This is a genomic window from Streptomyces sp. NPDC001851 (assembly GCF_040297165.1).
Lineage (GTDB): Bacteria > Actinomycetota > Actinomycetes > Streptomycetales > Streptomycetaceae > Streptomyces.
On the sequence record NZ_JBEOYR010000009.1, the window covers coordinates 210,615 to 235,930 of the forward strand.

Annotated in this window: 14 protein-coding genes and 1 tRNA gene; 12 read left to right on the plus strand and 3 right to left on the minus strand. The window is 73.0% G+C overall.

What is annotated here, in order from left to right:
• The first annotated feature begins 148 nt into the window (after window positions 1-148).
• The 11 genes from ABT171_RS15880 to ABT171_RS15930 all read left to right on the plus strand — a co-directional run bounded on the left by ABT171_RS15880 (window position 149) and on the right by ABT171_RS15930 (window position 20,926).
• Window positions 149-2,551: a sodium-translocating pyrophosphatase gene (locus ABT171_RS15880; RefSeq protein WP_351243950.1), complete on the plus strand. Its 2,403-nt coding sequence runs from the start codon at window positions 149-151 to the stop codon at window positions 2,549-2,551.
• A gap of 270 nt (window positions 2,552-2,821) precedes the next feature.
• On the plus strand, window positions 2,822-3,448 hold the full coding sequence (locus ABT171_RS15885) for a small secreted protein (protein WP_351243952.1): 627 nt from the start codon (window positions 2,822-2,824) through the stop codon (window positions 3,446-3,448).
• 224 nt (window positions 3,449-3,672) lie between these two features.
• A complete protein-coding gene (locus ABT171_RS15890; protein WP_351243954.1) occupies window positions 3,673-5,193 on the plus strand; it encodes a DUF7059 domain-containing protein in 1,521 nt (506 codons plus the stop codon).
• A 422-nt stretch (window positions 5,194-5,615) separates the two neighbouring features.
• Window positions 5,616-5,813 (plus strand): hypothetical protein, encoded by a 198-nt coding sequence (locus ABT171_RS15895; RefSeq protein WP_351243956.1) that lies wholly within the window; start codon window positions 5,616-5,618, stop codon window positions 5,811-5,813.
• 267 nt (window positions 5,814-6,080) lie between these two features.
• Complete coding sequence (gene topA / locus ABT171_RS15900; RefSeq protein WP_351243958.1) at window positions 6,081-8,912, plus strand: type I DNA topoisomerase; 2,832 nt, start codon at window positions 6,081-6,083, stop codon at window positions 8,910-8,912.
• Between the two features lie 402 nt (window positions 8,913-9,314).
• Entirely contained in the window at window positions 9,315-12,596 is a 3,282-nt protein-coding gene (tmk, locus tag ABT171_RS15905; RefSeq protein ID WP_351243960.1) for a dTMP kinase, read from the plus strand.
• Window positions 12,597-12,783: 187 nt separating this feature from the next.
• The gene (locus ABT171_RS15910; protein ID WP_351243962.1) at window positions 12,784-13,989 is read left to right on the plus strand and encodes a DNA polymerase III subunit delta'; all 1,206 of its coding nucleotides are present in this window, start codon (window positions 12,784-12,786) and stop codon (window positions 13,987-13,989) included.
• A 136-nt stretch (window positions 13,990-14,125) separates the two neighbouring features.
• A complete protein-coding gene (locus ABT171_RS15915; RefSeq protein ID WP_351243964.1) occupies window positions 14,126-15,730 on the plus strand; it encodes an alpha/beta hydrolase in 1,605 nt (534 codons plus the stop codon).
• 109 nt (window positions 15,731-15,839) lie between these two features.
• Window positions 15,840-15,916: transfer RNA gene (locus tag ABT171_RS15920), tRNA-Thr, on the plus strand.
• A gap of 258 nt (window positions 15,917-16,174) precedes the next feature.
• A complete protein-coding gene (locus ABT171_RS15925; RefSeq protein ID WP_351243966.1) occupies window positions 16,175-17,068 on the plus strand; it encodes a glycosyltransferase family 2 protein in 894 nt (297 codons plus the stop codon).
• Window positions 17,069-17,533: 465 nt separating this feature from the next.
• Window positions 17,534-20,926 (plus strand): AfsR/SARP family transcriptional regulator, encoded by a 3,393-nt coding sequence (locus ABT171_RS15930; protein WP_351243968.1) that lies wholly within the window; start codon window positions 17,534-17,536, stop codon window positions 20,924-20,926.
• A gap of 22 nt (window positions 20,927-20,948) precedes the next feature.
• Here ABT171_RS15930 and ABT171_RS15935 read toward each other — a convergent pair whose 3' ends face one another.
• Both ABT171_RS15935 and ABT171_RS15940 read right to left on the minus strand, forming a co-directional pair.
• Window positions 20,949-22,649 (minus strand): bifunctional 3'-5' exonuclease/DNA polymerase, encoded by a 1,701-nt coding sequence (locus tag ABT171_RS15935; RefSeq protein ID WP_351243970.1) that lies wholly within the window; start codon window positions 22,647-22,649, stop codon window positions 20,949-20,951.
• A 48-nt stretch (window positions 22,650-22,697) separates the two neighbouring features.
• Window positions 22,698-23,474, minus strand: a complete 777-nt coding sequence (locus tag ABT171_RS15940; RefSeq protein ID WP_351243972.1) for a Clp protease N-terminal domain-containing protein — start codon at window positions 23,472-23,474, stop codon at window positions 22,698-22,700.
• Window positions 23,475-23,630: 156 nt separating this feature from the next.
• Here ABT171_RS15940 and ABT171_RS15945 point away from each other — a divergent pair, with 156 nt between their 5' ends.
• Window positions 23,631-24,740 (plus strand): DUF2786 domain-containing protein, encoded by a 1,110-nt coding sequence (locus ABT171_RS15945; RefSeq protein ID WP_351244142.1) that lies wholly within the window; start codon window positions 23,631-23,633, stop codon window positions 24,738-24,740.
• Window positions 24,741-24,763: 23 nt separating this feature from the next.
• Here the strand turns inward: ABT171_RS15945 and ABT171_RS15950 are convergent, their stop codons facing one another.
• Window positions 24,764-25,279 (minus strand): DUF4232 domain-containing protein, encoded by a 516-nt coding sequence (locus ABT171_RS15950; RefSeq protein WP_351243974.1) that lies wholly within the window; start codon window positions 25,277-25,279, stop codon window positions 24,764-24,766.
• Window positions 25,280-25,316 lie beyond the last annotated feature (37 nt).

A 25,316-nucleotide genomic window follows, 5' to 3' on the forward strand; every position in this document is an offset into this window, starting at 1 on the left:
TACTCCATTCGGGTGGAGTGGCGGGATCTCGATCACTACTAATGAGCCGGTGGAGGCTAATTCCGCTTACCGCGCTCTGTTGAGATCACTCCGGGGTACCTAGAATCCGTCCACATCTTGAGCTCAGCCCAAGCGTCAAGGAGGACGAATGGCGGGGCTTTCCATCCCTCAGTCGGATCACCCCACATCTCTCGCAGCAGCGGTTCTGACCGACGACAACCGGATCATCGTGGCCGCCATCGCGGCGGTCGCCCTGGCCGCGCTGGTGGTGGCGGGGATCCTGGTGCGCCAGGTGCTGGCCGCGGGCGAGGGCACCGACAGCATGAAGCGGATCGCCGAGGCGGTCCAGGAAGGTGCGAAGGCGTATCTCGCCCGGCAGCTGCGCACGCTCGGCGTATTCGCTGTCGTCGTCTTCTTCCTGCTCATGCTGCTGCCCGCGGACGACTGGAATCAGCGTGCCGGTCGATCGGTGTTCTTCCTGATCGGTGCGGCGTTCTCGGCGGCCACCGGCTATATCGGCATGTGGCTGGCCGTGCGCAGCAATGTGCGGGTCGCCGCGGCGGCCCGGGAGGCCACACCGGCACCAGGAGAACCGGAAAAGGATCTCACCAGCGTCTCGCACACCGCGATGAAGATCGCATTTCGCACGGGCGGCGTCGTCGGCATGTTCACGGTGGGGCTCGGCCTGCTGGGCGCCTCCTGCGTGGTGCTGGTGTACGCGGCCAACGCGCCGAAGGTGCTGGAGGGCTTCGGCCTCGGCGCCGCCCTGATCGCCATGTTCATGCGGGTGGGCGGCGGCATCTTCACCAAGGCCGCCGACGTCGGCGCCGACCTGGTCGGCAAGGTCGAGCAGGGCATTCCGGAGGACGACCCGCGCAATGCCGCGACCATCGCCGACAACGTGGGCGACAACGTCGGCGACTGCGCGGGCATGGCGGCCGACCTCTTCGAGTCGTACGCCGTGACCCTGGTGGCCGCGCTGATCCTCGGCAAGGCCGCCTTCGGCGACTCCGGACTGGCGTTCCCGCTGCTGGTGCCCGCCATCGGCGTCATCACGGCGATGATCGGCATCTTCGCGGTCGCGCCCCGCCGCGCCGACCGCAGCGGCATGACCGCGATCAACCGCGGCTTCTTCATCTCCGCGGTGATCTCCCTCGCGCTGGTCGCGGTCGCGGTCTTCGTCTACCTGCCGTCGAAGTACTCCGCCCTCGACGGGGTCACGGAGGCGGCGATCAGGGGCAAGGACGGCGACCCGCGGATCCTCGCCCTGGTCGCGGTGGCGATCGGCATCCTGCTCGCCGCCGTCATCCAGCAGCTGACCGGCTACTTCACCGAGACCAACCGCCGCCCGGTGCGGGACATCGGCAAGACCTCGCTCACCGGCCCGGCCACCGTCATCCTGTCCGGCATCTCGGTCGGCCTGGAATCCGCCGTCTACACCGCGCTGCTCATCGGGCTCGGCGTGTACGGGGCGTTCCTGCTCGGCGGGACGTCGATCATGCTCGCGCTGTTCGCGGTAGCGCTGGCCGGCACCGGCCTGCTCACCACGGTCGGCGTGATCGTCGCCATGGACACCTTCGGGCCGGTCTCCGACAACGCGCAGGGCATCGCCGAGATGTCCGGCGACGTAGTGGGCGCGGGCGCACAGGTGCTCACCAACCTGGACGCGGTCGGCAACACGACCAAGGCCATCACCAAGGGCATCGCCATCGCCACCGCCGTCCTCGCCGCGTCGGCGCTGTTCGGGTCGTACCGCGACGCGATCACCACCAACGTGCAGGCCGTCGGGACGAAGCTCACCGGCCCGGGCGCGCCGCTGAGTCTGTCGCTGGACATCTCGCAGCCCAGCAACCTCGTCGGCCTCATCGCGGGCGCGGCGGTCGTCTTCCTCTTCTCCGGACTGGCCATCAACGCCGTGTCCCGCTCGGCGGGTTCGGTGGTGTTCGAGGTGCGGCGGCAGTTCCGGGAGAAGCCCGGGATCATGGACTTCACCGAGAAGCCCGAGTACGGCAAGGTCGTCGACATCTGCACCAAGGACGCCCTCAGGGAGCTGGCCACGCCCGGTCTGCTCGCCGTCATGGCGCCGATCTTCGTCGGGTTCACGCTCGGCGTCGGCTCGCTGGGTTCCTACCTCGCCGGCGCGATCGGCGCGGGCACGCTGATGGCGGTGTTCCTCGCCAACTCCGGTGGCGCCTGGGACAACGCCAAGAAGCTGGTGGAGGACGGCCATCACGGCGGCAAGGGCAGCGAGGCCCACGCGGCCACGGTGATCGGCGACACGGTCGGCGACCCCTTCAAGGACACCGCAGGACCGGCGATCAACCCGCTGCTCAAGGTCATGAACCTGGTCTCGCTGCTCATCGCGCCCGCGGTGATCAAGTTCTCCTACGGCAGCGACAAGAACCTCGGTGTACGGATCGGGGTCGCGATCCTCGCGCTCCTGGTGATCGTCGTCGCCGTGTACGTGTCCAAGCGGCGCGGAATCGCCGTCGGCGACGAGGAGAGCGTCGAACGGGTCGCCAACTCGGCGAACACGGCGGTGGTTTCGTAGCCGTACCTCGGGTTCTGTTCGAGAAGCCCTGCTCAACGGGCGGGCGGGCGGCGCGTACTGACGTGCCGCCCGCCGTTCGTGTTCACGGGGCCGGCTGTGGGCGCGTCTCGGGCGGGGCTGCGGGCGGCTGGGGGCTCGCCCGTGTGGTGAGCCTTCTCTCGCATGGTGCAAAGAGTCACAAAGGGTGCCTCCGAGGGCGTTCGGGGTGCGGAGGGTGTGGGTCCGCCGTGTAGGGTCCGTGGGCCGAGAGCCATGGAAGGGGCCAATCCGGTGAACAAGAAGCTCGTGGCCGCACTGTCCGGCGGTTCGGTACTCGTGATGGCGCTGTCGGGATGCAGCAGCAGCAGCGGCGGCGGTGGCGGCGACAAGGGGCCCGACCCCAAGCTGGTCGCCTGGGCCAAGTCGGTGTGCGACGCGGTGCCCGCACAGGACGCCAAGATCAAGGCGGCGAACGCGTCGATCGCGGCCATCGCCACCAACAGCAACCTGCCGCCCAAGAGTGCCCAGAAGACCTACTCGCAGGCCTTCCAGGACATGTCCGACGGCTACAAGGCGCTCGCTGACGCCCTCAACGGTGCCGGAGCCCCTCCCGGGGTCGGCGACGGCGCCAAGCGGCAGCAGGACGCCGCCAAGAACCTCGCCGGTCTCTCCGCGTCGTACGCCGCCCTGAAGAAGAAGGTCGACGGGCTCGACACCAAGGACCAGGGCAAGTTCGCCAAGGGCCTCAAGGACGTCGCCGCCACCCAGACCAGGGAGGTCGGCAAGCAGAGCGAAAGCGGCACGGAGGCGCTGAAGCGGCTGGAGCAGGGCGACGTCAAGAAGGCGATGGCCGAGCAGGCCAGCTGCAAGAAGGCCGCGTCGTCGGCGTCGGCCGCCCCCTCGTCGTCGGCGGGCTGACGCGGCCCGTCATGGGGCGGCGCGTGAGCGGTGGCTCACGGCGACGGCTTACGAGGGTGGTGCACGGCCGGCGGCTCGCGGCGGCCGGCGGTTCACACCCGACGGGAAGCCGGTCGCCTCTCTCGGGCGGCCCGCCCGGCACCGGCCGGCAGGCCTCGCCGAAGCCGGGGGCGTGAGGCGCGCTGGGGCCGCGCCCGGCAGGCGCAGCGGGCCACAATGGGGGCGTGACTGACTCCGGACTCGCTTCCCTGCCCGCTTCCGACCGGCCCGACACCGCCGCGCGCCTGCGGGACGCGCTGCTGGCCGCCTCCTTCACCGCCGACGGGCTGCTCGACCTGCTCGGCGCTCCCGCGTACGCGGCGCTGGCGCGCAGCGAGACCGTGCCCGCCCTGAGGGCGACCCGCGGCGACACGCCGCTGGAGACGCTCGTACGGCTCTTCCTGCTCCAGCAACCGGTGCCCCACGCGCGCGTGGCGGCCGTTCTGCCCGTCGAGGAGGCCCTGGAGGCCGGCTGGCTCACGCGCGTGGCCGGCGACGAGGTGGCCGCCACCGTGGACGTACGGCCTTACGGCGGCCCCGGCGGCGAGGACTGGTTCATCGTCTCCGACCTCGGCTGCGCGGTCGGCGGCGCGGGCGGCATCGGACAGCGGGAGGAAGGCGTCGTGCTGGGCGTCGGCGGTGCCTCCACGACCCTCGCCGGCATCACGGTCCGCACGCCGGTCGCCTCCGCCCTGGACCTCGGCACCGGCTCCGGCATCCAGGCGCTGCACGCCGCCCAGCACGCCACGCGCGTGACGGCCACCGACCTCAACCCGCGCGCGCTGCACATCACCGCGCTCACGCTCGCGCTCTCCGGGGCGCCCGCCGCCGACCTGCGCGAGGGCTCGCTCTTCGAGCCGGTCCGGGACGACGAGACCTTCGACCTGATCGTCTCCAACCCGCCCTTCGTCATCTCGCCCGGTGCCCGCCTGACGTACCGGGACGGCGGCATGGGCGGGGACGATCTGTGCCGCTCGCTCGTTCAGCGGTCGGGGGAACGGCTGAACGAGGGCGGGTTCGCGCAGTTCCTCGCCAACTGGCAGCACGTCGCAGGGGAGGACTGGCAGGACAGACTCAGGTCATGGGTGCCGCGCGGGTGCGATGCCTGGATCGTGCAGCGCGAGGTACAGGACGTCACGCAGTACGCCGAGCTGTGGCTGAGGGACGCCGGGGACCACCGCGGGGACCCGGCGGACTACCAGGCCCGCTACGACGCCTGGCTCGACGAGTTCGAGGCACGCAAGGTCAAGGCCGTCGGCTTCGGCTGGATCACCCTGCGCAGGACGGGGGCGGCGGAGCCCTCGATCACCGTGGAGGAGTGGCCGCACCCGGTCGAGCAGCCCCTCGGGGACGCGATCCGGGCACACTTCGAGCGACTCGACTACCTCCGGGAGCACGACGACGCGGCGCTGCTCGACAGCCATTTCAAGCTCGCTGTCGAAGTGGTCCAGGAGCAGGTCGGGATGCCCGGTGCCGAGGACCCGGAGCACGTGGTGCTGCGCCAGCACCGCGGCATGCGCCGGGCCACGAAGGTGGACACGGTCGGCGCGGGGTTCGCGGGCGTGTGCGACGGCACGCTGAGTGCGGGCCGCATCCTGGACGCCATCGCCCAACTCGTCGACGAGGACCCGGTGGTGCTTCGCGACCGGACGCCCGCGCAGATCCGGCTCCTGGTGGAACAGGGCTTCCTGGAGCCGGCGAACTGAGCGGACCGCACCGTTGCCGTGTCTCCGCCGGCCACCGTCCGCCCGGCCCGGCGCTTGGCGGGCGGACGGTGGCCGGTCCGCCGGGCTTGGTGCCTGGCGGGGCACGGTGGCTGGTGCGGCTGAGGTATGCCGGGTGTCGGGTGCGGGCGTAGGCGTTCCGGGCCCCCTTGGGGGTGGCGCCCGGATCATCGTCGTATGCCGGTGGCACTGGCTGGAACCGGCTGGTGCCGGGTGCCGGGACGCGCCGGTGCCGGGAAAACGGCCGGAAAACTACGGAGGTGCGCCGTGCGGCGGTGGTGCTCGATCACGTGTTCGGCATCACGTTGGCCTTCCGTTCACCCCGGTGTCGTCCGTTCTTCCCCGGCGCGTGCCAGTCTCCGGCGCTGGGCGGAGCCGGACGGCACGGAAAGGGCGGGGCGGGGATGGAGAGCGGGCCGGCGATCTTCACGGGCATGGTGTTCGCCCTGTTCGGGGGTGCCGTACTGGCCTGGACCGGGACCCGCCTCAGGCGTCGCGAGCCGGTGGCCCACGGTGTGAACCCGATCGCATCGGCCGCCCTCGCGAGCGTGGCCGGGACGGTCGCGCTGGCCCTCGCCGTGTACTGCCTGACCCGCCTCTGACGTCGGCGGGACGCGGCGGCGGGAACACTGCGAGAGTAAGGGGAGCGTCACGCTCCGGACATGCCTGGAAGGGGTACCCGGTACTCCGGGCGGCAGGAATGGCGGTAGTCGGGTTACCGTTCGAGTGGCCGTTGTGGGCTTTTCCCGTTTGACACGGGGGCGGGATGTACCGTCACACTCCGCAGCATCACACGAGCCAGAAGCACGCCGTGCCCCCGGGACCAAGGCCTGGGGAGGCCCCAGCGTCGACCGGAGAGAAGAGCGAAGTTGTCCCCGACCAGCGAGACCGCACAGGGCGGCCGCCGACTCGTCATCGTCGAGTCGCCTGCCAAGGCGAAGACGATCAAGGGCTATCTCGGCCCCGGCTACGTCGTCGAAGCGAGCGTCGGGCACATCCGCGACCTCCCCAACGGCGCCGCCGAGGTGCCCGAGAAGTACACCGGCGAGGTGCGCCGCCTCGGTGTGGACGTCGACCATGACTTCCAGCCGATCTATGTGATCAACGCCGACAAGAAGGCACAGGTCAAGAAGCTCAAGGACCTGCTGAAGGACTCCGACGAGCTGTTCCTCGCCACCGATGAGGACAGGGAGGGCGAGGCCATCGCCTGGCACCTCCAGGAGGTCCTCAAGCCGAAGATCCCCGTCAAGCGGATGGTCTTCCACGAGATCACCAAGGACGCGATCCGGGAAGCCGTCGCCAACCCGCGCCAGCTCAACCAGAAGCTGGTCGACGCCCAGGAGACCCGCCGTATCCTCGACCGCCTCTACGGCTACGAGGTCTCACCGGTCCTGTGGAAGAAGGTCATGCCGCGCCTGTCGGCCGGCCGTGTCCAGTCCGTCGCGACCCGTCTCGTCGTCGAGCGGGAACGCGAGCGCATCGCTTTTCGTTCTGCTGAGTACTGGGACCTGACGGGGACCTTCGCGACCGGCCGCGCAGGAGACCCGTCGGACCCGTCGTCGCTGGTCGCCCGCCTTCAGACCGTCGACGGCAGGCGGGTCGCGCAGGGCCGCGACTTCGACTCCCTGGGACAACTCAAGAGCGCGAACACCCTCCACCTCGACGAGGCGACCGCCCGCGCCCTCGCCGCCGCCCTGGAGAACACCCGCTTCTCCGTGCGCTCCGTCGAGTCCAAGCCCTACCGCCGCTCGCCGTACGCCCCGTTCCGTACGACGACGCTGCAGCAGGAGGCCAGCCGCAAGCTCGGCTTCGGCGCGAAGGCGACCATGCAGATCGCGCAGAAGCTGTACGAGAACGGCTACATCACGTACATGCGTACGGACTCCACGACGCTGAGCGACACGGCGATCGCGGCGGCCCGCGCGCAGGTCACGCAGCTGTACGGCGCCGACTATCTGCCCCCGCAGCCGCGCACGTACGCCGCCAAGGTCAAGAACGCGCAGGAGGCACACGAGGCGATCCGCCCCTCGGGTGATCGTTTCCGCACTCCCGCCGAGACCGGCCTGTCCGGTGACCAGTTCAAGCTCTACGAGCTGATCTGGAAGCGGACCGTCGCCTCCCAGATGAAGGACGCCACGGGCAACTCCGTCACCGTGAAGATCGGCGGCACCGCCGCCGACGGCCGGGACGTCGAGTTCAGCGCCTCCGGCAAGACGATCACCTTCCACGGCTTCCTGAAGGCCTACGTGGAGGGCGCCGACGACCCGAACGCCGAGCTGGACGACCGCGAGCGCCGGCTGCCGCAGGTCAGCGAGGGTGACGCCCTCAGCGCCGAGGAGATCACGGTCGACGGGCACGCCACCAAGCCCCCGGCCCGCTACACCGAGGCCTCGCTGGTCAAGGAGCTGGAAGAGCGCGAGATCGGCCGCCCGTCGACGTACGCGTCGATCATCGGCACGATCCTCGACCGCGGCTACGTCTTCAAGAAGGGCACGGCCCTCGTCCCGTCCTTCCTCTCCTTCGCCGTCGTCAACCTCCTGGAGAAGCACTTCGGGCGGCTCGTCGACTACGACTTCACCGCCAAGATGGAGGACGACCTCGACCGCATCGCGGCCGGTGAGGCGAAGGCCGTGCCGTGGCTGAAGCGCTTCTACTTCGGCGAGGGCACCGGGCACGGTGGTGCGGCCGAGGCCGGCAACGGCGACGGGGACCACCTCGGCGGCCTCAAGGAGCTGGTGACCGACCTGGGCGCGATCGACGCGCGCGAGGTGTCGTCGTTCCCGGTGGGCAACGGCATCGTGCTCCGCGTCGGCCGCTACGGGCCGTACATCGAGCGCGGCGAGAAGGACACCGAGCAGCACCAGCGCGCCGACATCCCGGACGACCTGGCGCCGGACGAGCTGAGCGTCGAGCTGGCCGAGGAGCTGCTGGCCAAGCCGAGCGGTGACTTCGAGCTGGGCACGGACCCGCAGACGGGCCACCAGATCGTCGCCAAGGCCGGTCGCTACGGCCCGTACGTCACGGAGATCCTCCCCGAGGGCACCCCGAAGACCGGCAAGAACGCCGTCAAGCCGCGTACGGCCTCGCTCTTCAAGTCGATGTCCCTCGACACGGTGACGCTGGACGACGCGCTGAAGCTGATGTCGCTGCCGCGCGTCGTCGGCACGGACGCCGAGGGCCAGGAGATCACCGCGCAGAACGGCCGCTACGGCCCGTACCTGAAGAAGGGCACGGACTCGCGCTCGCTGCAGTCCGAGGAGCAGCTCTTCACGATCACGCTGGAGGAGGCGCTGGCGATCTACGCCCAGCCCAAGCAGCGGGGTCGCGCGGCCGCCAAGCCGCCGCTGAAGGAGCTGGGCGAGGACCCGGTGTCCGGCAAGCCGGTCGTGGTCAAGGACGGCCGCTTCGGCCCGTACGTCACCGACGGCGAGACCAACGCGACCCTCCGCTCGGGTGACAGCGTGGAAACGATCACTCCGGAGCGTGGCTTCGAACTGCTCGCCGAGAAGCGCGCGAAGAGCCCTGCCAAGAAGACCGCGAAGAAGGCCGCGGCCAAGAAGACGGCCCCGGCGAAGAAGACCGCCGCCAAGAAGACGGCGGCGAAGAAGACGACCGCGGCCGCGAAGAAGACCACGGCGAAGAAGACGACCGCCAAGAAGGCGACGGCTTCGAAGGCGACGGCTTCCGGTACGGAGGACTGACGGCCCGGCGTGGCGGACCGCCGGCTCCCGGTAGGGGGGCGGCGGCTCCCCGGGCGGTAGCCGACGGCTGTGGCGCGGGCCCCGCACCTCCCCTGTACGGGGCTGACCGTTTCGGGCAGGGAGGGTCGGCGGCTCCGGCAGGGAGGTCGGCGGCTTCCCGTACGGGAGCGCGGTTTCCGGCGGACGTCGTAGGATCCCGTGGCTTCCCGCAAGGCGGCGGCTCCCTGTGGGTGGCCTGCGGCTACCCGTACGCGCGTCCGCTGTCTTCGCCGCGGCGAACCGACCGGCGCCGGCGGCTCCCGGCTTCGCGCAGCGCACGCTCCGGCATCACTTTGGTGTCGGGGCGTGCGCATGCCAGGAGCGGCGGGGTGTGGTGTCGGTGGCTGCGGATAGGCTGAACGCATGACGCGAGCCGAGCAGCCAACGGCCCCCACCACAGCCCCGGACGACGCCCTGGTCGCGGACTCCCGCGAGCGCGCCGTCCGTTCCCTGCTGCGCCGACCGCAGCTGCGGCGCCTGTGGAGCGCGCAGCTGGTGAGCGGTGTCGGCGACGGCCTGGCACTCTTCGTCCTGGTCGTCCTCACCCTCCAGGCGGCGATCGCCCAGGGCGCGTTCGGCGGTGGATACCGGGGCGTGGCGTTCGCAGTGGCGACGGTCTTCGCAGCGCGCGTCCTCGCCGCGCTGCTGTTCGGCGCGGTCCTCCTCGGCCCGCTGACCACGCTCACCGCCCAGGAGGGCCCGCTCGACCGCCGCTGGACCATGGTCGGCGCCGACGGCGTGCGCGCCGCCCTGCTGATCGTGGCACCCCTGTGGATCGACTGGACGCCGGACAACGCGCTGGCCGTCGTCCTGGTCACCGCCTTCGTCACCGGTGTCGCCGAGCGCCTGTGGACGGTGTGCCGGGAGAGCGCGGCTCCGGCGCTGCTGCCCGGCCCGCCCCCGGAGGGCGCCACCGTACGGCCGCTGCCGGACCACATGGACGCCCTGCGCCGGCTCTCGCTGCGCACCGGCTTCCTGGCCGTCCCGCTGGCGGCCGCCACGCTGGTCGTCGCCGCCCTGTTCAACAACCTGCTGGGCACCGGCGTGGTCTGGTTCGACCAGCACCACGCGGCCCTCGGCGCGTATGTCGCGGCCGGTCTGTTCGCCGCCTCCCTGTCCGTGCTGAGCTTCCTGGAGCTGCCCGACACGCGCACCCCGCGCGCACGGTCCCCGCTGGAGGGCCTGCGCCGCCCGCGCACCGGTACCGGCGTCGACAAGGGCCGCACGGGCGTGGTCCCGCTGCTCGTCCCGGCCTGCGCCGCGGTCGCCGGAGCCATTGCGGCGGCCGTGTCGGTGTGCGTGCTGCACGCCACCGACCTGGGCGGTGGCCCGGTGCTGTACGGCCTGCTGGTACTGGGCCTGACCGGCGGTGTCGCCGTCGGCATCCGTACGGCTCCCGCGCTGCTGCCCTCGCTCTCGCGCCGCCGGCTGCTCGCCCTCGCGATCGCCTTCACCGGTATCGCCCTGCTGGCCGCCGGGCTGGTCCCCGACGTCACCACGGTGCTGCTGATCGTCACACTGGCCGGTGTCACCGCGGGCGTGGCCGCGAACACCGGGCACGTCCTGCTCGACCAGGAGACCGAGGACTACCGCCGGGCGCGCGTCACCGAGCACCTGCACGCGGTCGTCCGGGTCTTCATAGCGCTCGGCGCGCTGGTCGCGCCCGTGGTCGCCGGGCTCATCGGCCCCCACCGGCTGCAGAACGGCAGGTTCGTCTTCGCGCACGGCGGCGCCTCGTTCACGCTGATGCTGGTCGGCGCCCTGCTGCTGCCGGTGGCGGCGCTGGTGCTCGCCAAGGTCGACGACCGCTCCGGCATCCCGCTGCGCCAGGACCTCAAGGACGCGCTGCTCGGCGGCGACGACCCGGTCGAGACACCGATGGCCAACGGCTTCTTCATCGCCCTGGAGGGCGGCGACGGCGCCGGCAAGTCCACCCAGGCCGAGGCCCTCGCCGAGTGGATCCGCGCCAAGGGCCACGAGGTCGTGCTCACCCGCGAGCCGGGGGCCACGCCCGTCGGCAAGCGGCTGCGCTCGATCCTGCTGGACGTGTCCTCGGCGGGCCTGTCGCACCGCGCGGAGGCGCTGCTGTACGCCGCCGACCGCGCCGAGCACGTCGACACGGTCGTACGCCCCGCCCTGGAGCGCGGCGCGGTCGTGATCTCCGACCGCTACATCGACTCCTCCGTCGCCTACCAGGGCGCCGGCCGCGACCTGTCGCCGACCGAGATCGCCCGCATCAACCGCTGGGCGACCAACGGACTCGTCCCGCACCTCACGGTCCTGCTGGACGTCTCCCCGGAGGCCGCCCGCGAGCGGTTCACCGAGGCGCCGGACCGGCTGGAGTCGGAGCCGGCGGAGTTCCACGCGCGCGTGAGGTCCGGTTTCCTCACCCTGGCCGCCTCCGACCCCGGCCGCTACCTGGTCGTGGACGCCGGCCAGGAGCCCGAGGCCGTCACCACCGTCATCCGGCACCGGCTCGACACCGTGCTGCCGCTGTCCGAGGCCGAGATCAAGGCCCAGGAGGAGGCGCGGAAGAAGGCCGAGGAGGAGGCCCGCCGCAAGGCCGAGGAAGAGGCCGCGCGCAAGGCCGAGGAGGAGCGCCTGGAGCGCGAGCGCCAGGAGGAGCTGGCCCGGCTGCGCGCCGAGGAGGAGGAACGCAAGCGCCGCGAGCTGGAGGAGGCGCAGCGCCGCGAGGCCGAACGGCAGGCGGAGGAGGCCCGGCAGCGGGCGGCGGAAGCGGCCCGGCGCGCGGAGGAGGAGCGGCTGCGCCTCCTCGCCGAGGAGAAGGCCCGTGCCGAGGAGGAGGCCCGCCGCAGGGCCGAGGAGGAACGGCGCCGCAAGCAGGCCGAGGAGGAGGCCCGGCTGCGCGCCGAGGAGGAAGCGCGCCGTCTGGAGAAGCAGCGCAAGGCCGAGGAGGCGCTGCTGCGTGCCGAGGAGGCCCGTCGGCAGGCGGCCGAGGCAGCGGCGGCGGCCGACACGGCGGCCCGCAGGCCCAGCACACCCCTGCCGACCGCGCCGGGCGTGGCTTCCGACGCGGTGACGGTCCCGACACCGGTGGTCTCTTCGGGACCGGATGAGCCGGGCAGGCGCGGGGCGGGCACGGAGGAGACCACGGTGCTGCGTCCCGTGCGTGACGACCGGGGCGACCGGGGCGACGTCGGCGAGCGGCGGGGCGTGGCTGGTCCGGCCGAGCCCGGCTCCGACGCCGAGGTCACGGCCGAGCTGCCGCAGCCGCCGTCGGCTCCGGGCGCGGCGGACGAGACGACGGTGCTGCCGCCGGTGGTTCCGGGCGCGGCGGACGAGACGACGGTGCTGCCGCCGGTGGTTCCGGGCGCGGCGGACGAGACGGCCGTACTGCCGCCCGTACGGGGTGACGCACCGGCGGACCGGGTGCCGCCCGGCTTCTTCCGGGACGAGCGGCCCGCCGCCGGCCCCGATGGCTCCCAGGACCGGACGCGCGAGATGCCCCGGCTCGACGCCGACGGCACCCCGCGCCGCCGACCACGGCCCGAGTGGGCCGAGGAGACCCCGCTGGACGACCTGCCGTCGCTGGCGGACGAGCTGCTGGGCTCCTACGACGAGCGCGAGCACGGCGATCAGGACGAGGAGCAGGGCCGCGGCCGGGGCCGGGGCCGACGGGGCTGACGGCCGGCCCTTCGCGGGCACTGCCTCGGGGCGGCGCCGATCGGACCAGCGATCGGCGCCGCCCTCGCCTTTCGCCGCCCGCCCGTCTCACCGTCCTCACCGCCCCGTCCGCAGGACCGCGTTGTCAGTGCCCACCCGCACAATGGAGGCAAGGAACGCGGAGTGTGACGGAAGGGCGGCGTGACCCATGACCGTATGGGACGACCTCGTCGGGCAGGAGAAGGTGAGCGCGGTGCTCGACGCGGCCGCGCGGGACGCCGACGCCCTCGTCACGGCCGCCGCGGCCGACCAGCCGCTGCCCGAGGCGTCGAAGATGACGCACGCCTGGCTGTTCACGGGCCCGCCCGGAGCCGGCCGCAACCAGGCGGCGAGGGCCTTCGCCGCGGCCCTGCAGTGCGTGAGCCCGGACCGCGCGCTCGGCGGTTCCCCCGGCTGCGGCTTCTGCGACGGCTGCCACACCGCGCTGCTCGGCACCCACGCGGACGTCACGACGGTGGCCGCCGTGGGCTCCGAGATCCTGGTGAAGGACATGCGGGACACGGTCCGCAAGTCGTTCACCGCCCCGGCGAACGGCCGCTGGCAGATCATCCTGGTCGAGGACGCCGAGCGGCTGAACGAGAAGTCGGCCAACGCCGTCCTCAAAGCGGTGGAGGAGCCCGCCCCGCGCACGGTCTGGCTGCTCTGCGCCCCCTCCGTCGAGGACGTCCTGCCGACGATCCGCTCCCGCTGCCGCCACCTGAACCTGCGCACGCCGTCCGTGGACGCGGTCGCCGACATGCTCGTACGGCGTGACGGCATCGAGCCCGGGGTCGCGGTGGCCGCCGCCCGCGCCACCCAGGGGCATGTCGACCGGGCCCGGCGCCTCGCCACCGACCCGGCGGCCCGTGAGCGCCGTACGGCCGTGCTCAAGCTGCCGCTGCGCCTGGACGAGGTCGGCGCCTGCCTCAAGGCCGCCCAGGAACTGGTCGACGCTGCCGCCGAGGACGCCAAGCAGCTCGCCGAGGAGATGGACGGCAAGGAGGCCGAGGAGATGAAGGCCGCGCTGGGCGCCGCCCAGGGCGGTCGGCTGCCGCGGGGCACGGCGGGGGTGATGAAGGACCTGGAGGACATGCAGAAGCGCCGCAGAACCCGCACGCAGCGCGACAGCCTCGACGTCGCCCTCGGCGATCTCACCGCCTTCTACCGCGATGTCCTCGCCCTTCAGCTCGGCTCCCGCGTGGCGATCGCCAACGCCGACGCCGAGGACGCCCTGGAGCGGCTGGCGCGGGGCAGCACCCCGGAATCCACGCTCCGTCGCATCGAGGCGATCGCCGCGTGCCGCGAGGCCCTCGACCGCAATGTGGCTCCGCTGCTCGCGGTGGAGGCGATGACGATGGCACTGCGGGCGGGCTGACCACCGCGCGGTGCCGGCAGGCCGACCCTGGCCCCGGCACCGCTCTGACCCCATCGGAGGTGCGGGTATGTACCCCGTACGAGCCATAATCCCGACGTGCCGCACCCGATCCGTCGCTCAGCGTTACGCTCGCTTGATGCACCTCAGGCCAACCCTCCGCCGGACCCGGGCCCCCCGCGCCCGGACGAAGACCCGCCTCACGGCCACCCTTCTCGCGGCCGTCGCCCTGCTCGTGTCCGCCTGCTCCTCCGGGAGCCCGACCACGTCGGCCGGCGGTGCGACGGACGCGGCGCTGGCCGCGCTGCCGCGCGCGACACCGTCGGCGCTGTCGCCGTACTACAGCCAGAAGCTGCGCTGGCGCGGTTGCGGTGTGTCCGGCTTCCAGTGCGCGACGATGAAGGTCCCGCTGGACTACGCCAAGCCCGCCTCGGGTGACGTCCGGCTCGCAGTCGCCCGGAAGAAGGCCACCGGCAAGGGCAGGCCGCTCGGTTCGCTGCTGGTCAACCCGGGTGGTCCGGGCGGCTCGGCGGTCGGTTACCTGCAGAGCTACGCGGGCGTCGGCTACCCGGCCGACATCCGTGCGCGCTACGACATGGTCGCGGTGGACCCGCGGGGCGTCGCCCGCAGCGAGCCCGTCGAGTGCCTCGACGGCCACCAGATGGACGCGTACACGCAGACGGATCTGACGCCCGACGACCAGCAGGAGCGGAACGCGCTGGTCACGGCGGACAGGAAGTTCGCGGAGAGCTGCGGGGCGCATTCGGCGCGGCTGCTGCGGCACGTCTCCACCGTCGAGGCGGCACGGGACATGGACATCGTGCGGGCGGCGCTGGGTGATCCGAAACTGAACTACGTGGGGGCGTCGTACGGCACGTTTCTCGGGGCGACGTACGCCGGGCTGTTTCCCGACCGGGTGGGACGGGTGGTCCTGGACGGCGCGATGGACCCCTCCCTGGACGCCCGCACGATGAACCTGGAGCAGACGGCCGGCTTCGAGACGGCGTTCCAGGCGTTCGCGAAGGACTGCGTACGGCACTCCGACTGCCCGCTCGGCGGCAAGGGCACGACGCCCGCGCAGGTCGGCGACCACCTCACGGCGTTCTTCCGCAAGCTCGACGCGCATCCCATCCCGGCGGGCGACGCGGACGGCCGCAAGCTCGGCGAGGCGCTGGCCACGACCGGGGTGATCGCGGCGATGTACGACCAGGGCACGTGGGAGCAGCTGCGGGAGGCGCTGACCTCCGCGATGAAGGAGAACGACGGGGCGGGCCTGCTCGCGCTCTCCGACAGCTACTACGAACGGGATGCCCACGGCCGCTACAGCAACCTGATGATGGCCAACGCCGCCGTGAACTGCCTGGACCTGCCGCCCGCCTTCACCGGCCCCGACCAGGTGGAGAAGGCACTGCCCGCCTTCGAGAAGGCGTCCCCGGTCTTCGGTGCCGGCCTGGCGTGGGCGTCGCTGAACTGCACGTACTGGCCGGTGAAGGCCACGGGTGAGCCGCACCGCATCCGGGCCGGGGGCGCGGCGCCGATCGTGGTGGTCGGCACCACCCGCGACCCGGCGACCCCCTACCGCTGGGCGCAGTCCCTGTCCCGCCAGCTGTCCTCGGCCCGCCTCCTGACCTACGTCGGCGACGGCCACACCGCCTACGGCCGCGGCAGCGCCTGCATCGACACGGCGATCAACACCTACCTGCTCCACGGCACCCCGCCGACCACGGGAAAGCGCTGCTCGTAGCCCCTCCCACCGGCCCCGGAACCACCCGCTCCGGGGCTGGTACGAAGCACCCTCCGAAACTGTGTAGACTTACCGACGTCGCTGATCGCACCATAGGTGCGGCAAGCGCGCCGCTTTAGCTCAGATGGCCAGAGCAACGCACTCGTAATGCGTAGGTCTCGGGTTCGAATCCCGAAAGCGGCTCCACTGAATCCCCAAGTCAGATCGTCTCTGACTTGGGGTTTTCTCGTTCAGCGGACGTGGCCGGGAAGTCGGCGGTGGTCGTCGGTTCTCCGGCGGCGGGCCCGGGCCCGCAGGGGAAACGGGCGGGTGAATCCGGAGCAAAAGGGTCGCAAAGTGAATCAGGGTCGGGGGAACCCTCGCACCTGAGGCAACATCTTGGTGAACGGCGGACACCGCGCGCTCAGGGGGCGGCGCCGCCGTCGGCCGGATGGGGTGAGTGACGTGGTGGAGCCGAGGATCGCCGTCGCCGTGGTGACGATGGGCAACCGGCCCGCCGAGGTCGACGCCCTGCTGGAGTCCGTGGCCAAGCAGGATCTCGCCCCCGCCCGGATCGTCATCGTCGGCAACGGCTGCCGGCTGCCCGAGTTCGCCCGCCGGCTCTCCCTGCCCGGCGAGGTCACGGCCATCGACGTGGAGGAGAACCTCGGCTGTCCGGGCGGCCGGAACGTCGCGCTCGCCCGGCTGCGGGAGTACGGCGACGTCGACGTCGTCGTGGAACTGGACGACGACGGACTGCTCGTCGACGCCGACGTGCTGCGCCGCGTACGCGACCTGTACGCCGCCGACCCGCGCCTCGGCATCGTGGGTTTCCGCATCGCCGACGAGCACGGCGAGACCCAGCAGCGGCACGTGCCCCGTGTGGGCAAGTCGGACCCGCTGCGCGGCGGTTACGTCACCGGCTTCCTCGGCGGCGGGCACGCCCTGCGCATGGCGATGCTGGCCGAGACGGGGGACTGGCCCGCCGAGTTCTTCTTCGCGCACGAGGAGACCGACCTCGCCTGGCGCGCCGCGGACGCCGGCTGGAAGATCCTCTACGCTCCCGAACTTCTGCTCCAGCACCCCAGGACCTCACCGGCCCGGCACGCCATCTACTACCGCGTCAACGCCCGCAACCGCGTCTGGCTCGTCCGGCGCCGGCTGCCGTTGCCGCTGATTCCCGTGCACCTCGGCGTGTGGACGCTGCTCACCCTGGCCCGCACCCGCTCCCCGGCCGGGCTGAGGGCATGGTTCGCCGGTTTCGCGGAAGGGGTCCGGGAGCCGGCCGGCGAGCGCCGCCCCATGCGCTGGCGGACGGTGTGGCGGCTGACCCGGCTGGGGCGCCCGCCGGTGATGTGAGGGGCGGGCCCGCCGGGGAACCGGGGTGCGAGGCCCTGCCGGTGGGCCGACCGGGGCAAACGGGTCCTGGCGCAGGGAACGGGACGGGGCCCCGGGCGTTCACCTCCGCCGACCGGGGCCCCTTGCGTCCCCGGATCCAGCCTGCGGCGACACTCCCCCGAGTTACGCGACATACGCGCGCGCCGTCGGGCCAGATCCGATGGAGATGATCACATCAGGATTCGCCAACGGATCGCTAACATGTGGCCAACGGTTCGTCGGCAGGTCGAGGATCCGTTGGCTGGAACGTGCCGACGGTATCCGGAATCAGTCCGTCGGACAGGCCGATCCGGGGCCGGACCGGCAGACAGAAGGTGGCGGGAAACCGTTGTGGACAGGGTGGATTTCCGCCAGGGATCGGCGGGCACGCGCTCGCCGCGGAGCACGGTCGGCCCCGACCGCGCGGGAAGGCAGCGGAGCGGCGTGATGCGGCGGTGCGGGCTGCGGTTCGGACTGCTGGGGCCGCCGGTCCTGTACGACCGACCGCCATTGGGAACCTCGGCCGAACCCTCCGGCGCCGATCCCGGCGACCCCGCGCCCGGCGGCCCCCCGCACGGCAGGCTCACCGCCGACGGCTCCGACACCCCTGACGATCCCGACGGACCAGCCGCCCCCGACAGCCTCATCCGTGCCATCGGCAGCCCCAAAGTGCGCGTACTGCTCGCCGCGTTGCTGCTGGAGCCGGGCCGGGTCGTGTCGGTGGAGTCGCTGAAGGACGCCCTGTGGGGCGGCGCGCCACCGGTCTCCGCGCAGGCCTCCCTGCACAACCACGTGACCCGGCTGCGCCGCCTCCTGGACGACCCCGACCGGCTCAGGGCCGTACCGCCGGGATACGTACTGCGCGTCGATCACGGCGAGTTGGACGTGCACGTCTTCGACGCCCGGGTCGCCGAGACGCGGGCCGCGCACACCCGGCGGGACTGGCCGGGTGTCGTACGGGCCTGCACGGCCGGACTCGCGCTGTGGCGCGGCGCCCCGCTCAGCGGGCTCCCCGCCGACCTCGGCGGGTACGCCCTGGTGCAGCGCCTGGAGGAGGCCCGGCTGCTCCTGCTGGAGTGGCGCTACGACGCCGAACTCGCCCTCGGCGGCGCCCGGTTGACCGGTATCCTCCCCGAGCTGGCGGCGCTGGTCGCCGAGCACCCGCTGCGCGAGGCGTACCACCGTCAGCTCATGCTCGCCCTGCACCGCACCGGCCGCCAGGCCGAGGCGCTCGCCGTCCACCGTGATCTGCGCGCCCGCCTGATCGAGGAACTCGGCATCGAACCCGGCCCTGCGGTCCGCGAGGCGCATGTCGAGGTGCTGCGGGGGAGCGACGCGGAGCAGCGGAACGCGGGCGAGGAGCGTGACGCCCGCCGGCCGGGCGTGCCGAGCGATGTCCGTCAACTGCACCACGTTGACCGGCCCTTGGACGCCGACACCGACACCGACACCGACGCCGGGCAGGGGGGTGCGACGCCGGCCCACCACCCGGGCGGTGCGCCGGAGGTCCGGCCGATTCCGCGTCCGGCACAACTGCCGCCCCCACCGGCCCAGTTCACCGGCCGTACCGATGTCCGCCGCGAGCTGTGGCACGCGCTCACCGAGCCGCCCGTCCCGGCTCCCGCCATCGCCGTGATCAGCGGCATGGCGGGCGTCGGCAAGAGCGCGCTCGCCCTGGATGTCGCGCACGGGCTGCGGGGACGATTCCCCGATGGCCAGTTGTACGTCAACCTGCACGGCGCCACCCCAGGCATGACCCCGCTCCCGTCGATGCAGGCGCTCGCCGCGCTGCTCCGGGACCTGGGCGTCGAGCCCCGCGGTATCCCCGAGCACCCGGACGCGGCAGCCGCCCTGCTCCGCTCGCTGCTCGCCCCGGCCCGCATCCTGCTGGTGCTGGACGACGCGGCGAGCGCGGCCCAGGTGCGGCCCCTGCTGCCGGCCGGGCCGGGCTGTGCGGTGATCGTCACCAGCCGCTCGCCGCTGACCGCGCTCGACGGCGCCCGGCGCTTCCCGCTCGCCCCGCTGACCGGCGAGGACAGCGCGGCACTGCTCCGCGCCGTGAGCGGACGCGACGGGCTGGACGCCGGTCATGCGCTGGTCGAGCTGACCGGCCGGCTCCCGCTGGCGTTGCGCGTGGTCGCCGCCCGGCTCGCCGCCCGGCGTGCCCTCACCCCGGATGCGCTGGCCGGCCAACTGGCCGAGACCGGCGGGCGGTTGCGGCACCTGGAGTACGACGACCTGAGTGTCCGGCGCTCCCTGGCCGTCGCCCATGACGCGCTCGCCGCCGCCGAGCGTGAGGCCGACCGGGACGCGGCCCTCACCCTGCGCCACATCGGCGCGCTCGACCTGCCCACCTACGGCGCCCCGCTGATCGCCCGCCTCACCGGCACCGACGAGCGCCGGGCCGAGGCCGCCCTCGACCGCCTGGTCGACGTCGCCCTGCTGGAGGAGACGGCCTACGGCCGGTACACCCCGCACGACCTGGTCCGCGACTTCGCCCGCGAACTGGCCGACACGGCGACGGACATGGGGAAGGCCGGGGGAAAGGGCATGGGGAAGGACATGGGTGGGGAGCCGGGGAAAGACACCGGTACACGGGCGCCCGGTGCCCCGCCCGGCACCGAGCCGGGGCCCGGCGGCCACGGCCCGCACCGGGAAGCCGACGGTCGGACCGATGCCGCAGCCGTGTCCGGCTCCCTCCCGGCCCCCGCCCCGGACCTGACCGCCCTGCGCTGGTACGCCGCCGTGGCGGAGCGGCTGCTGGAGGCGATCGCGGAGCCCGGGCTCGACCTGGACGACCGGCGCCGGCCGACCTCCGCGCAGCCGCCGGACCATGCGACGGACCTGGCCGGGATGGCGCACTTCGACTCCGCCGAACAGGCCTTCGCCTGGGGCGAGGTGGAGCTGGAGAACGTGGTCGCCCTGGTGTCACGGAACGCGGACACGTCCGACGCGGACCGGGCGGCCTCCCTCTCGGCGCTGGCCCGGCTGCTCTTCCCGTATGTCCAGCGCAGCGGACGGGTCGCCGAGATGGAGGTGCTGGGGCGGGCCGCGCTCGGTGCGGCGCGGCGGCTCGGGGACGCGGCGGCCGAGGCGTACGCGCTGGGCGACCTGGCGGGGGTGCACTTCCTGGCCGGCCGGCAGAAGGACGCCCTCGCCCTCACCGACCAGTCCCTGGAGATCTGGCGGCGGCTCGGTGTGGCCTCCCGGGTCCGGCGCTGCCTGAACAACCGAGGGCTGCTGCTGGAGGGGCTCGGGCGGTTCGCGGAGTCCGGGGAGGCGCTGCGGCAGAGCCTCGCCTGCTCCCGGCAGCTGAACGACCCCTACGGGGAGGCCGTCACCCACAGCCACCTCGGCAACCTCTACGAGCACACCGACCCGCGCGCCGCCATCGAGCAGCACCGGCGCTCGCTGGCGATCGGGGACGCGATCGGCGCGGTCATCGTGCAGCACTCGGCGCACTGCAACATGGGCTACGCCCATCTCACCCTGGGTGAACCGGGCGCTGCCGCCGAGCACTTCGAGGAGAGCCTGCGCATCCTCGGCGGCCACGGCGACTGGCACGGCGAGTCCCAGACCCGGCTCGGCCTGGTCCGCGCGCTGCGGCAGCTGGGGGAGACCGAGCGGGCGGCCCACGAGTGCGCTGAGCTGCTCAGCCGGGCCGACGCCCGCGCCGACCGCTACATGGGCGGCCTGGCCCGGCACCAGCAGGGACTGCTGCTGCGCGCGCGGGGACGCCGGCCGGAGGCGCACGACGCCTGGCACGCGGCACTGGCGGCGCTGGACGGCACGGACGAGCAGGCGGTCGTGGCGGAGCTGCGAGAACTTCTCGCGGAGTGACCGAAGGGCGCGGGAACAGCGCTCACTTGGCGTCGGCATAGCACTCCACCACCGCCGTCGTGAACGGGAACCGCACCGGTGTCTCGCCGAAGGTCAGCCGGCCGGCCAGGTCGGCGGCGGCGCGGATGGCCAGGACCACCGTGTCGGCCTCCTCGGCGGGACAGTGCACGATCACCTCGTCGTGCTGGAAGAAGACCAGCTCGGCCTTGAGGTCCGCGCAGGCCTGGCGGAGCGCGGCGAGCATCAGCAGGGCCCAGTCGGCGGCGCTGCCCTGGACGACGAAGTTCCGCGCGAAGCGGCCTCGCGCCCGCGAGTTGGCGGAGGCGTAACCCGGAACCCAGGCGGCCCGGCCGTCGGCCTGCGGCTCGGCGTCGTCCTCGCCGACGGGGATGCCCGCCTCCTCCGCCGCGTCCTCGCCTGCCCCGGCGGCCGGCGGGCAGGTGCGGCCCAGCCAGGTGCGCACCAGCCGGCCCTCCTCGCCCGCGCGGGCCGCCTCGTCGACGTAGGCGACGGCCTTCGGGAAGCGGCGGCGCAGCGCGGCCAGGTTCTTCAGGCCGTCGCCCGAGGTCTGGCCGTAGACCGCGCCGAGCACGGCGAGCTTGGCCTGGTCGCGGTCGCCGGAGAAGGCGCGGTCGGAAACGGACTGGTAGAGGTCGCTGTCGCGGCCGGCGACCTCCATCAGGCCGGGGTCCCGGGAAATCGCCGCGAGCACGCGCGGCTCCATCTGGTCGGCGTCGGCCACCACCAGCCGCCAGCCGGGGTCGGCGACGACGGCCCGGCGGATCACCTTGGGGATCTGCAGTGCGCCCCCGCCGTTGGTCACCCAGCGTCCGGTGACCGTGCCGCCGGCGAGGAACTCGGGACGGAAACGGCCCTCGCGCACCCAGTCCTGCAGCCAGGACCAGCCGTGCGCCACCCAGATGCGGTACAGCTTCTTGTACTCCAGCAAGGGGGCGACGGCCGGGTGGTCGACGGACTGGATCTCCCAGCGTCGGGTCGAGCGCACCTTGATGCCGGCCTGCGCGAAGGCCTTGACGACGTCTGCGGGCAGGTCGGGGCGCACCCGGCGGCCGAAGGCGGCGGACACCTCGTCGGCCAGCTCGGCGAGGCGGCGCGGCTCGCCGCCGCCCGTGTACCGCTCGCCCAGCAGGTCGTGCAGCAGGCCGCGGTGGACCTCGGCGCTCCACGGCAGGCCCGCGTGGTTCATCTCGGCGGCCACCAGCATGCCGGCCGACTCGGCGGCCGTCAGCAGGCGCATCCGGTCGGGGTGGGCGGTCCGCTCGTGCCGCCTCAGCTGCTCGGCGTAGACCGCGAGGAGGTCGGTCAGGGGCAGTCGGGTGCCGGTGGGCTCGAACAGCGGGGACTGCGCGCCCGGTTCGGCCGAGCGCTGGGGCGGGTCGGGCGGCACGGGGCCGCCCCGGAGGCGGGCCAGGGCGGCGGCGGCCGAGCGCGGCTCGCCGTACCGGCCCTCGTGGCCCAGCAGGAGTGTCTCGGCGTCCTCGATGTCGTAGCACCGCTCCACTCGCACCCCCGTGGCGAGCAGACGCGGGTAGACCTCGGGGGTGGACCGCCACACCCAGCGGGTCACCTCCGGGCGGCTCCGCACCGCCCCGGCGAGATCGCTCTCCCGCCGCACCGGCCCGGCGGGCAGCCCGTCCCGGCCGAGGGGGGCGACGTCCACGCCTCCGTCCTCGGCCGGTGCGAGTGCCCACCGGTCGGTCATGAGTGCGAGTGTGGCAGGGGGCTCTGACAATCGGCCTGACCTGCGGTTTCAGTCCTCGGTCGGGTGGGGGTCGGCTTCCGCGCCGGCTGCCTCGGCGGCCGCCGCCCTCGTCTGCTCCGTCAGCAGCGCCAGCACCTTCGCGACGTACCTCTCTGTGGCGGCCTTGGTGATGCCGAGGTCGCTGAGCACGCCCCGGCCGTTCTCGTGTTCCAGCAGGGCCAGCAGGATGTGCTCGGTGCCGATGTAGTTGTGGCCGAGCCGGAGTGCCTCGCGGAAGGTGAGCTCCAGGACCTTCTTGGCGCCGGGGCCGTAGGGGATGAGGTCGGGGACCTCGTCCGCGGCGGGCGGGAGCGCGGCGGTCGCCGCCTGGCGTACGGCGTCCAGGAGGACGCCCTGCTCGGTGATCGCCTGCGCCGCCAGCCCCTCCGGTTCGGCCAGCAGCCCGAGGACCAGGTGTTCGGGGCGGCCCTCGGGGTTGCGGGCGGCCAGGGCCTCGTTGTGCGCGGACATGACGACGTTCCGTGCGCGCGGGGTGTAGCGGCTGAAGTCGGCCGCGCCGAGCTCGGCGGACTCCTTCGGCACGAACCGCTTCTGCGCCGCCTGCCGGGTCACGCCCATGCTCCTGCCGATCTCGGTCCAGGAGGCGCCGGAGCGGCGGGCCTGGTCGACGAAGTGGCCGATCAGGTGGTCGGCCACGTCGCCGAGGTGATCGGCGGCGATCACTGCGTCCTGGAGCTGCTCCAGGGGCTCGGAGTGGGACTTCTTGATGGCCTCGATCAGGTCGTCGAGGCGTACGGGTGCGGTGGGGTTCGGATTGGTGGCCATGCGTCAACTGTAGGTTGACACCCCGTAGGCGTCAACCGTTAGTTGACACTCATGCGTGCCGGTGTCGGCGACCGCCCCCGTCCGCCCACCCCCTTCATCCACAGCCTGTGGACAGCGCTCGGCCCGCTGTCGGTGGGGCATGGCACGATCGACGATGTGACCAGCGCTGCCAGCACCGTCGAGCGGGCTTTCCGTGCCGCCCTCTACGACGACACCGACACCGGCCTCGACACCGGCGCCTCCCTGCTCGCCGCCGACCCCGCCGCGGACGCCGAACTCGCGCGCCGGGGCGAGGAGCTCGTCGCGACGGCCTGGCGGCGCGGCTGGCAGCCCGCCGACGTCGTACGGCTGGTGCGGCGCGAGCTGGAGGACCCGCATGTACGCCGGGTCGCCGCGCTGATCCGCGCGCAGGCCGGGCAGGACCGCCCGCGCGGGCGCCGATGGGCCGCCCAGCTGGGCGAGCTGCCCGAGGGGCCCGCCCGCGAGGCCGACCGCTTCACACAGGCCACGACCGCGCTGGAGCTCTACCGCCTGCTGCTGCGCCTGCCCGCCCTGGAGCCCTTGGAAGAGGAGTCCCGTCCCGCCCCGGGTCCGGCCGCCTCCCGCATGCTCACCCGCATCCGCGCGCTGCTCGCCAAGGCCGAGGCGACCGGGTATCCGGAGGAGGCCGAGGCGCTCAGCGCCAAGGCACAGGAACTGATGGCGAGACACAGCGTCGACGAGGCGCTGCTCGCGGCCGGGGCACCCGCGCCGGACGCGCCCGGTGCCTGCCGGATAGGAGTCGAGCCGCCGTACGAACAGGCCAAGGCGGTCCTGCTCGACGCCGTAGCCGGCGCGAACAACTGCCGCGCGGTGTGGAACGAACCGCTGGGCTTCTCCACGGTCGTCGGCTTCGAGGCGGACCTGGAGGCGGTCGAGCTGCTCTACACCTCGCTGCTGGTGCAGGCGACGCACGCGATGACCAAGGCGGAAGCCGCGCAGAGAGCCGGCGGACGGAAGCGGACCAAGACCTTCCGGCAGTCGTTCCTGGCCGCCTACGCCCACCGCGTCGGCGACCGGCTCGCGGCCGCCGCCGGGACCCAGGTCACCCAGGACCTGCTGCCGGTCCTCGCCACCAGGGAGCTGGCCGTCACCGACCGGCTGGAGCGCATGTTCCCCGAGACCACCACGACCCGGCTGCGCGGCGTGAGCGACGCCGCCGGGTGGACGGAGGGCGCGCGGGCGGCGGACCGCGCCCAGGTCAGAGCCCGTCCCCGGCTGGAGTGACACCGCCCGGACCGGAGCGACGCTCAGTCGCCGACCTGCTGGAAGGCGCTCACGGAGGCGTCCGGGCCGCTCCCGCCGGCCTGGGCCGCGACGGGGCCGTAGGACCAGGGGAAGCTCCGGGCGCCGGGGGAGCCCGGCAGGCTGATGGTCACGGTCTTCGCGTCCACGCCGGTCTTGTCGCCCGCCTTGCCCCGCACGTAGCCGATGGTGAAGGACGCCGAGTCGCCCTTGGCGAGCTTGAGCTTCTGGGCCTTCGCGCCCTTGAGCGTCGGCACGTCGGCCTTGGTGCCGCCGGCGTTCAGGACGACGCCCGCGAAGTGGTCCAGGGTGCAGGGCTTGCTCTGGTTGGTGATGCTGACGGGGATCTCGCCCGTGTCACCGGCCTTCGGTGCGACGCTCGCCGACCCGATCTGCACGGAGACCCCGCCGATCTCGCAGGCCGAGCTGTTCTTGCTCTCGCTCTTGCTCCCGCCGCCGTTGCAGGCGGTGAGCAGCAGGGCGGCGGCGAGGGCCGTGACGGTGAGCGGAATGGCGCGCATGAGCAGGTCCCATCGAGGTCGTGACGGTGCCCCTGCA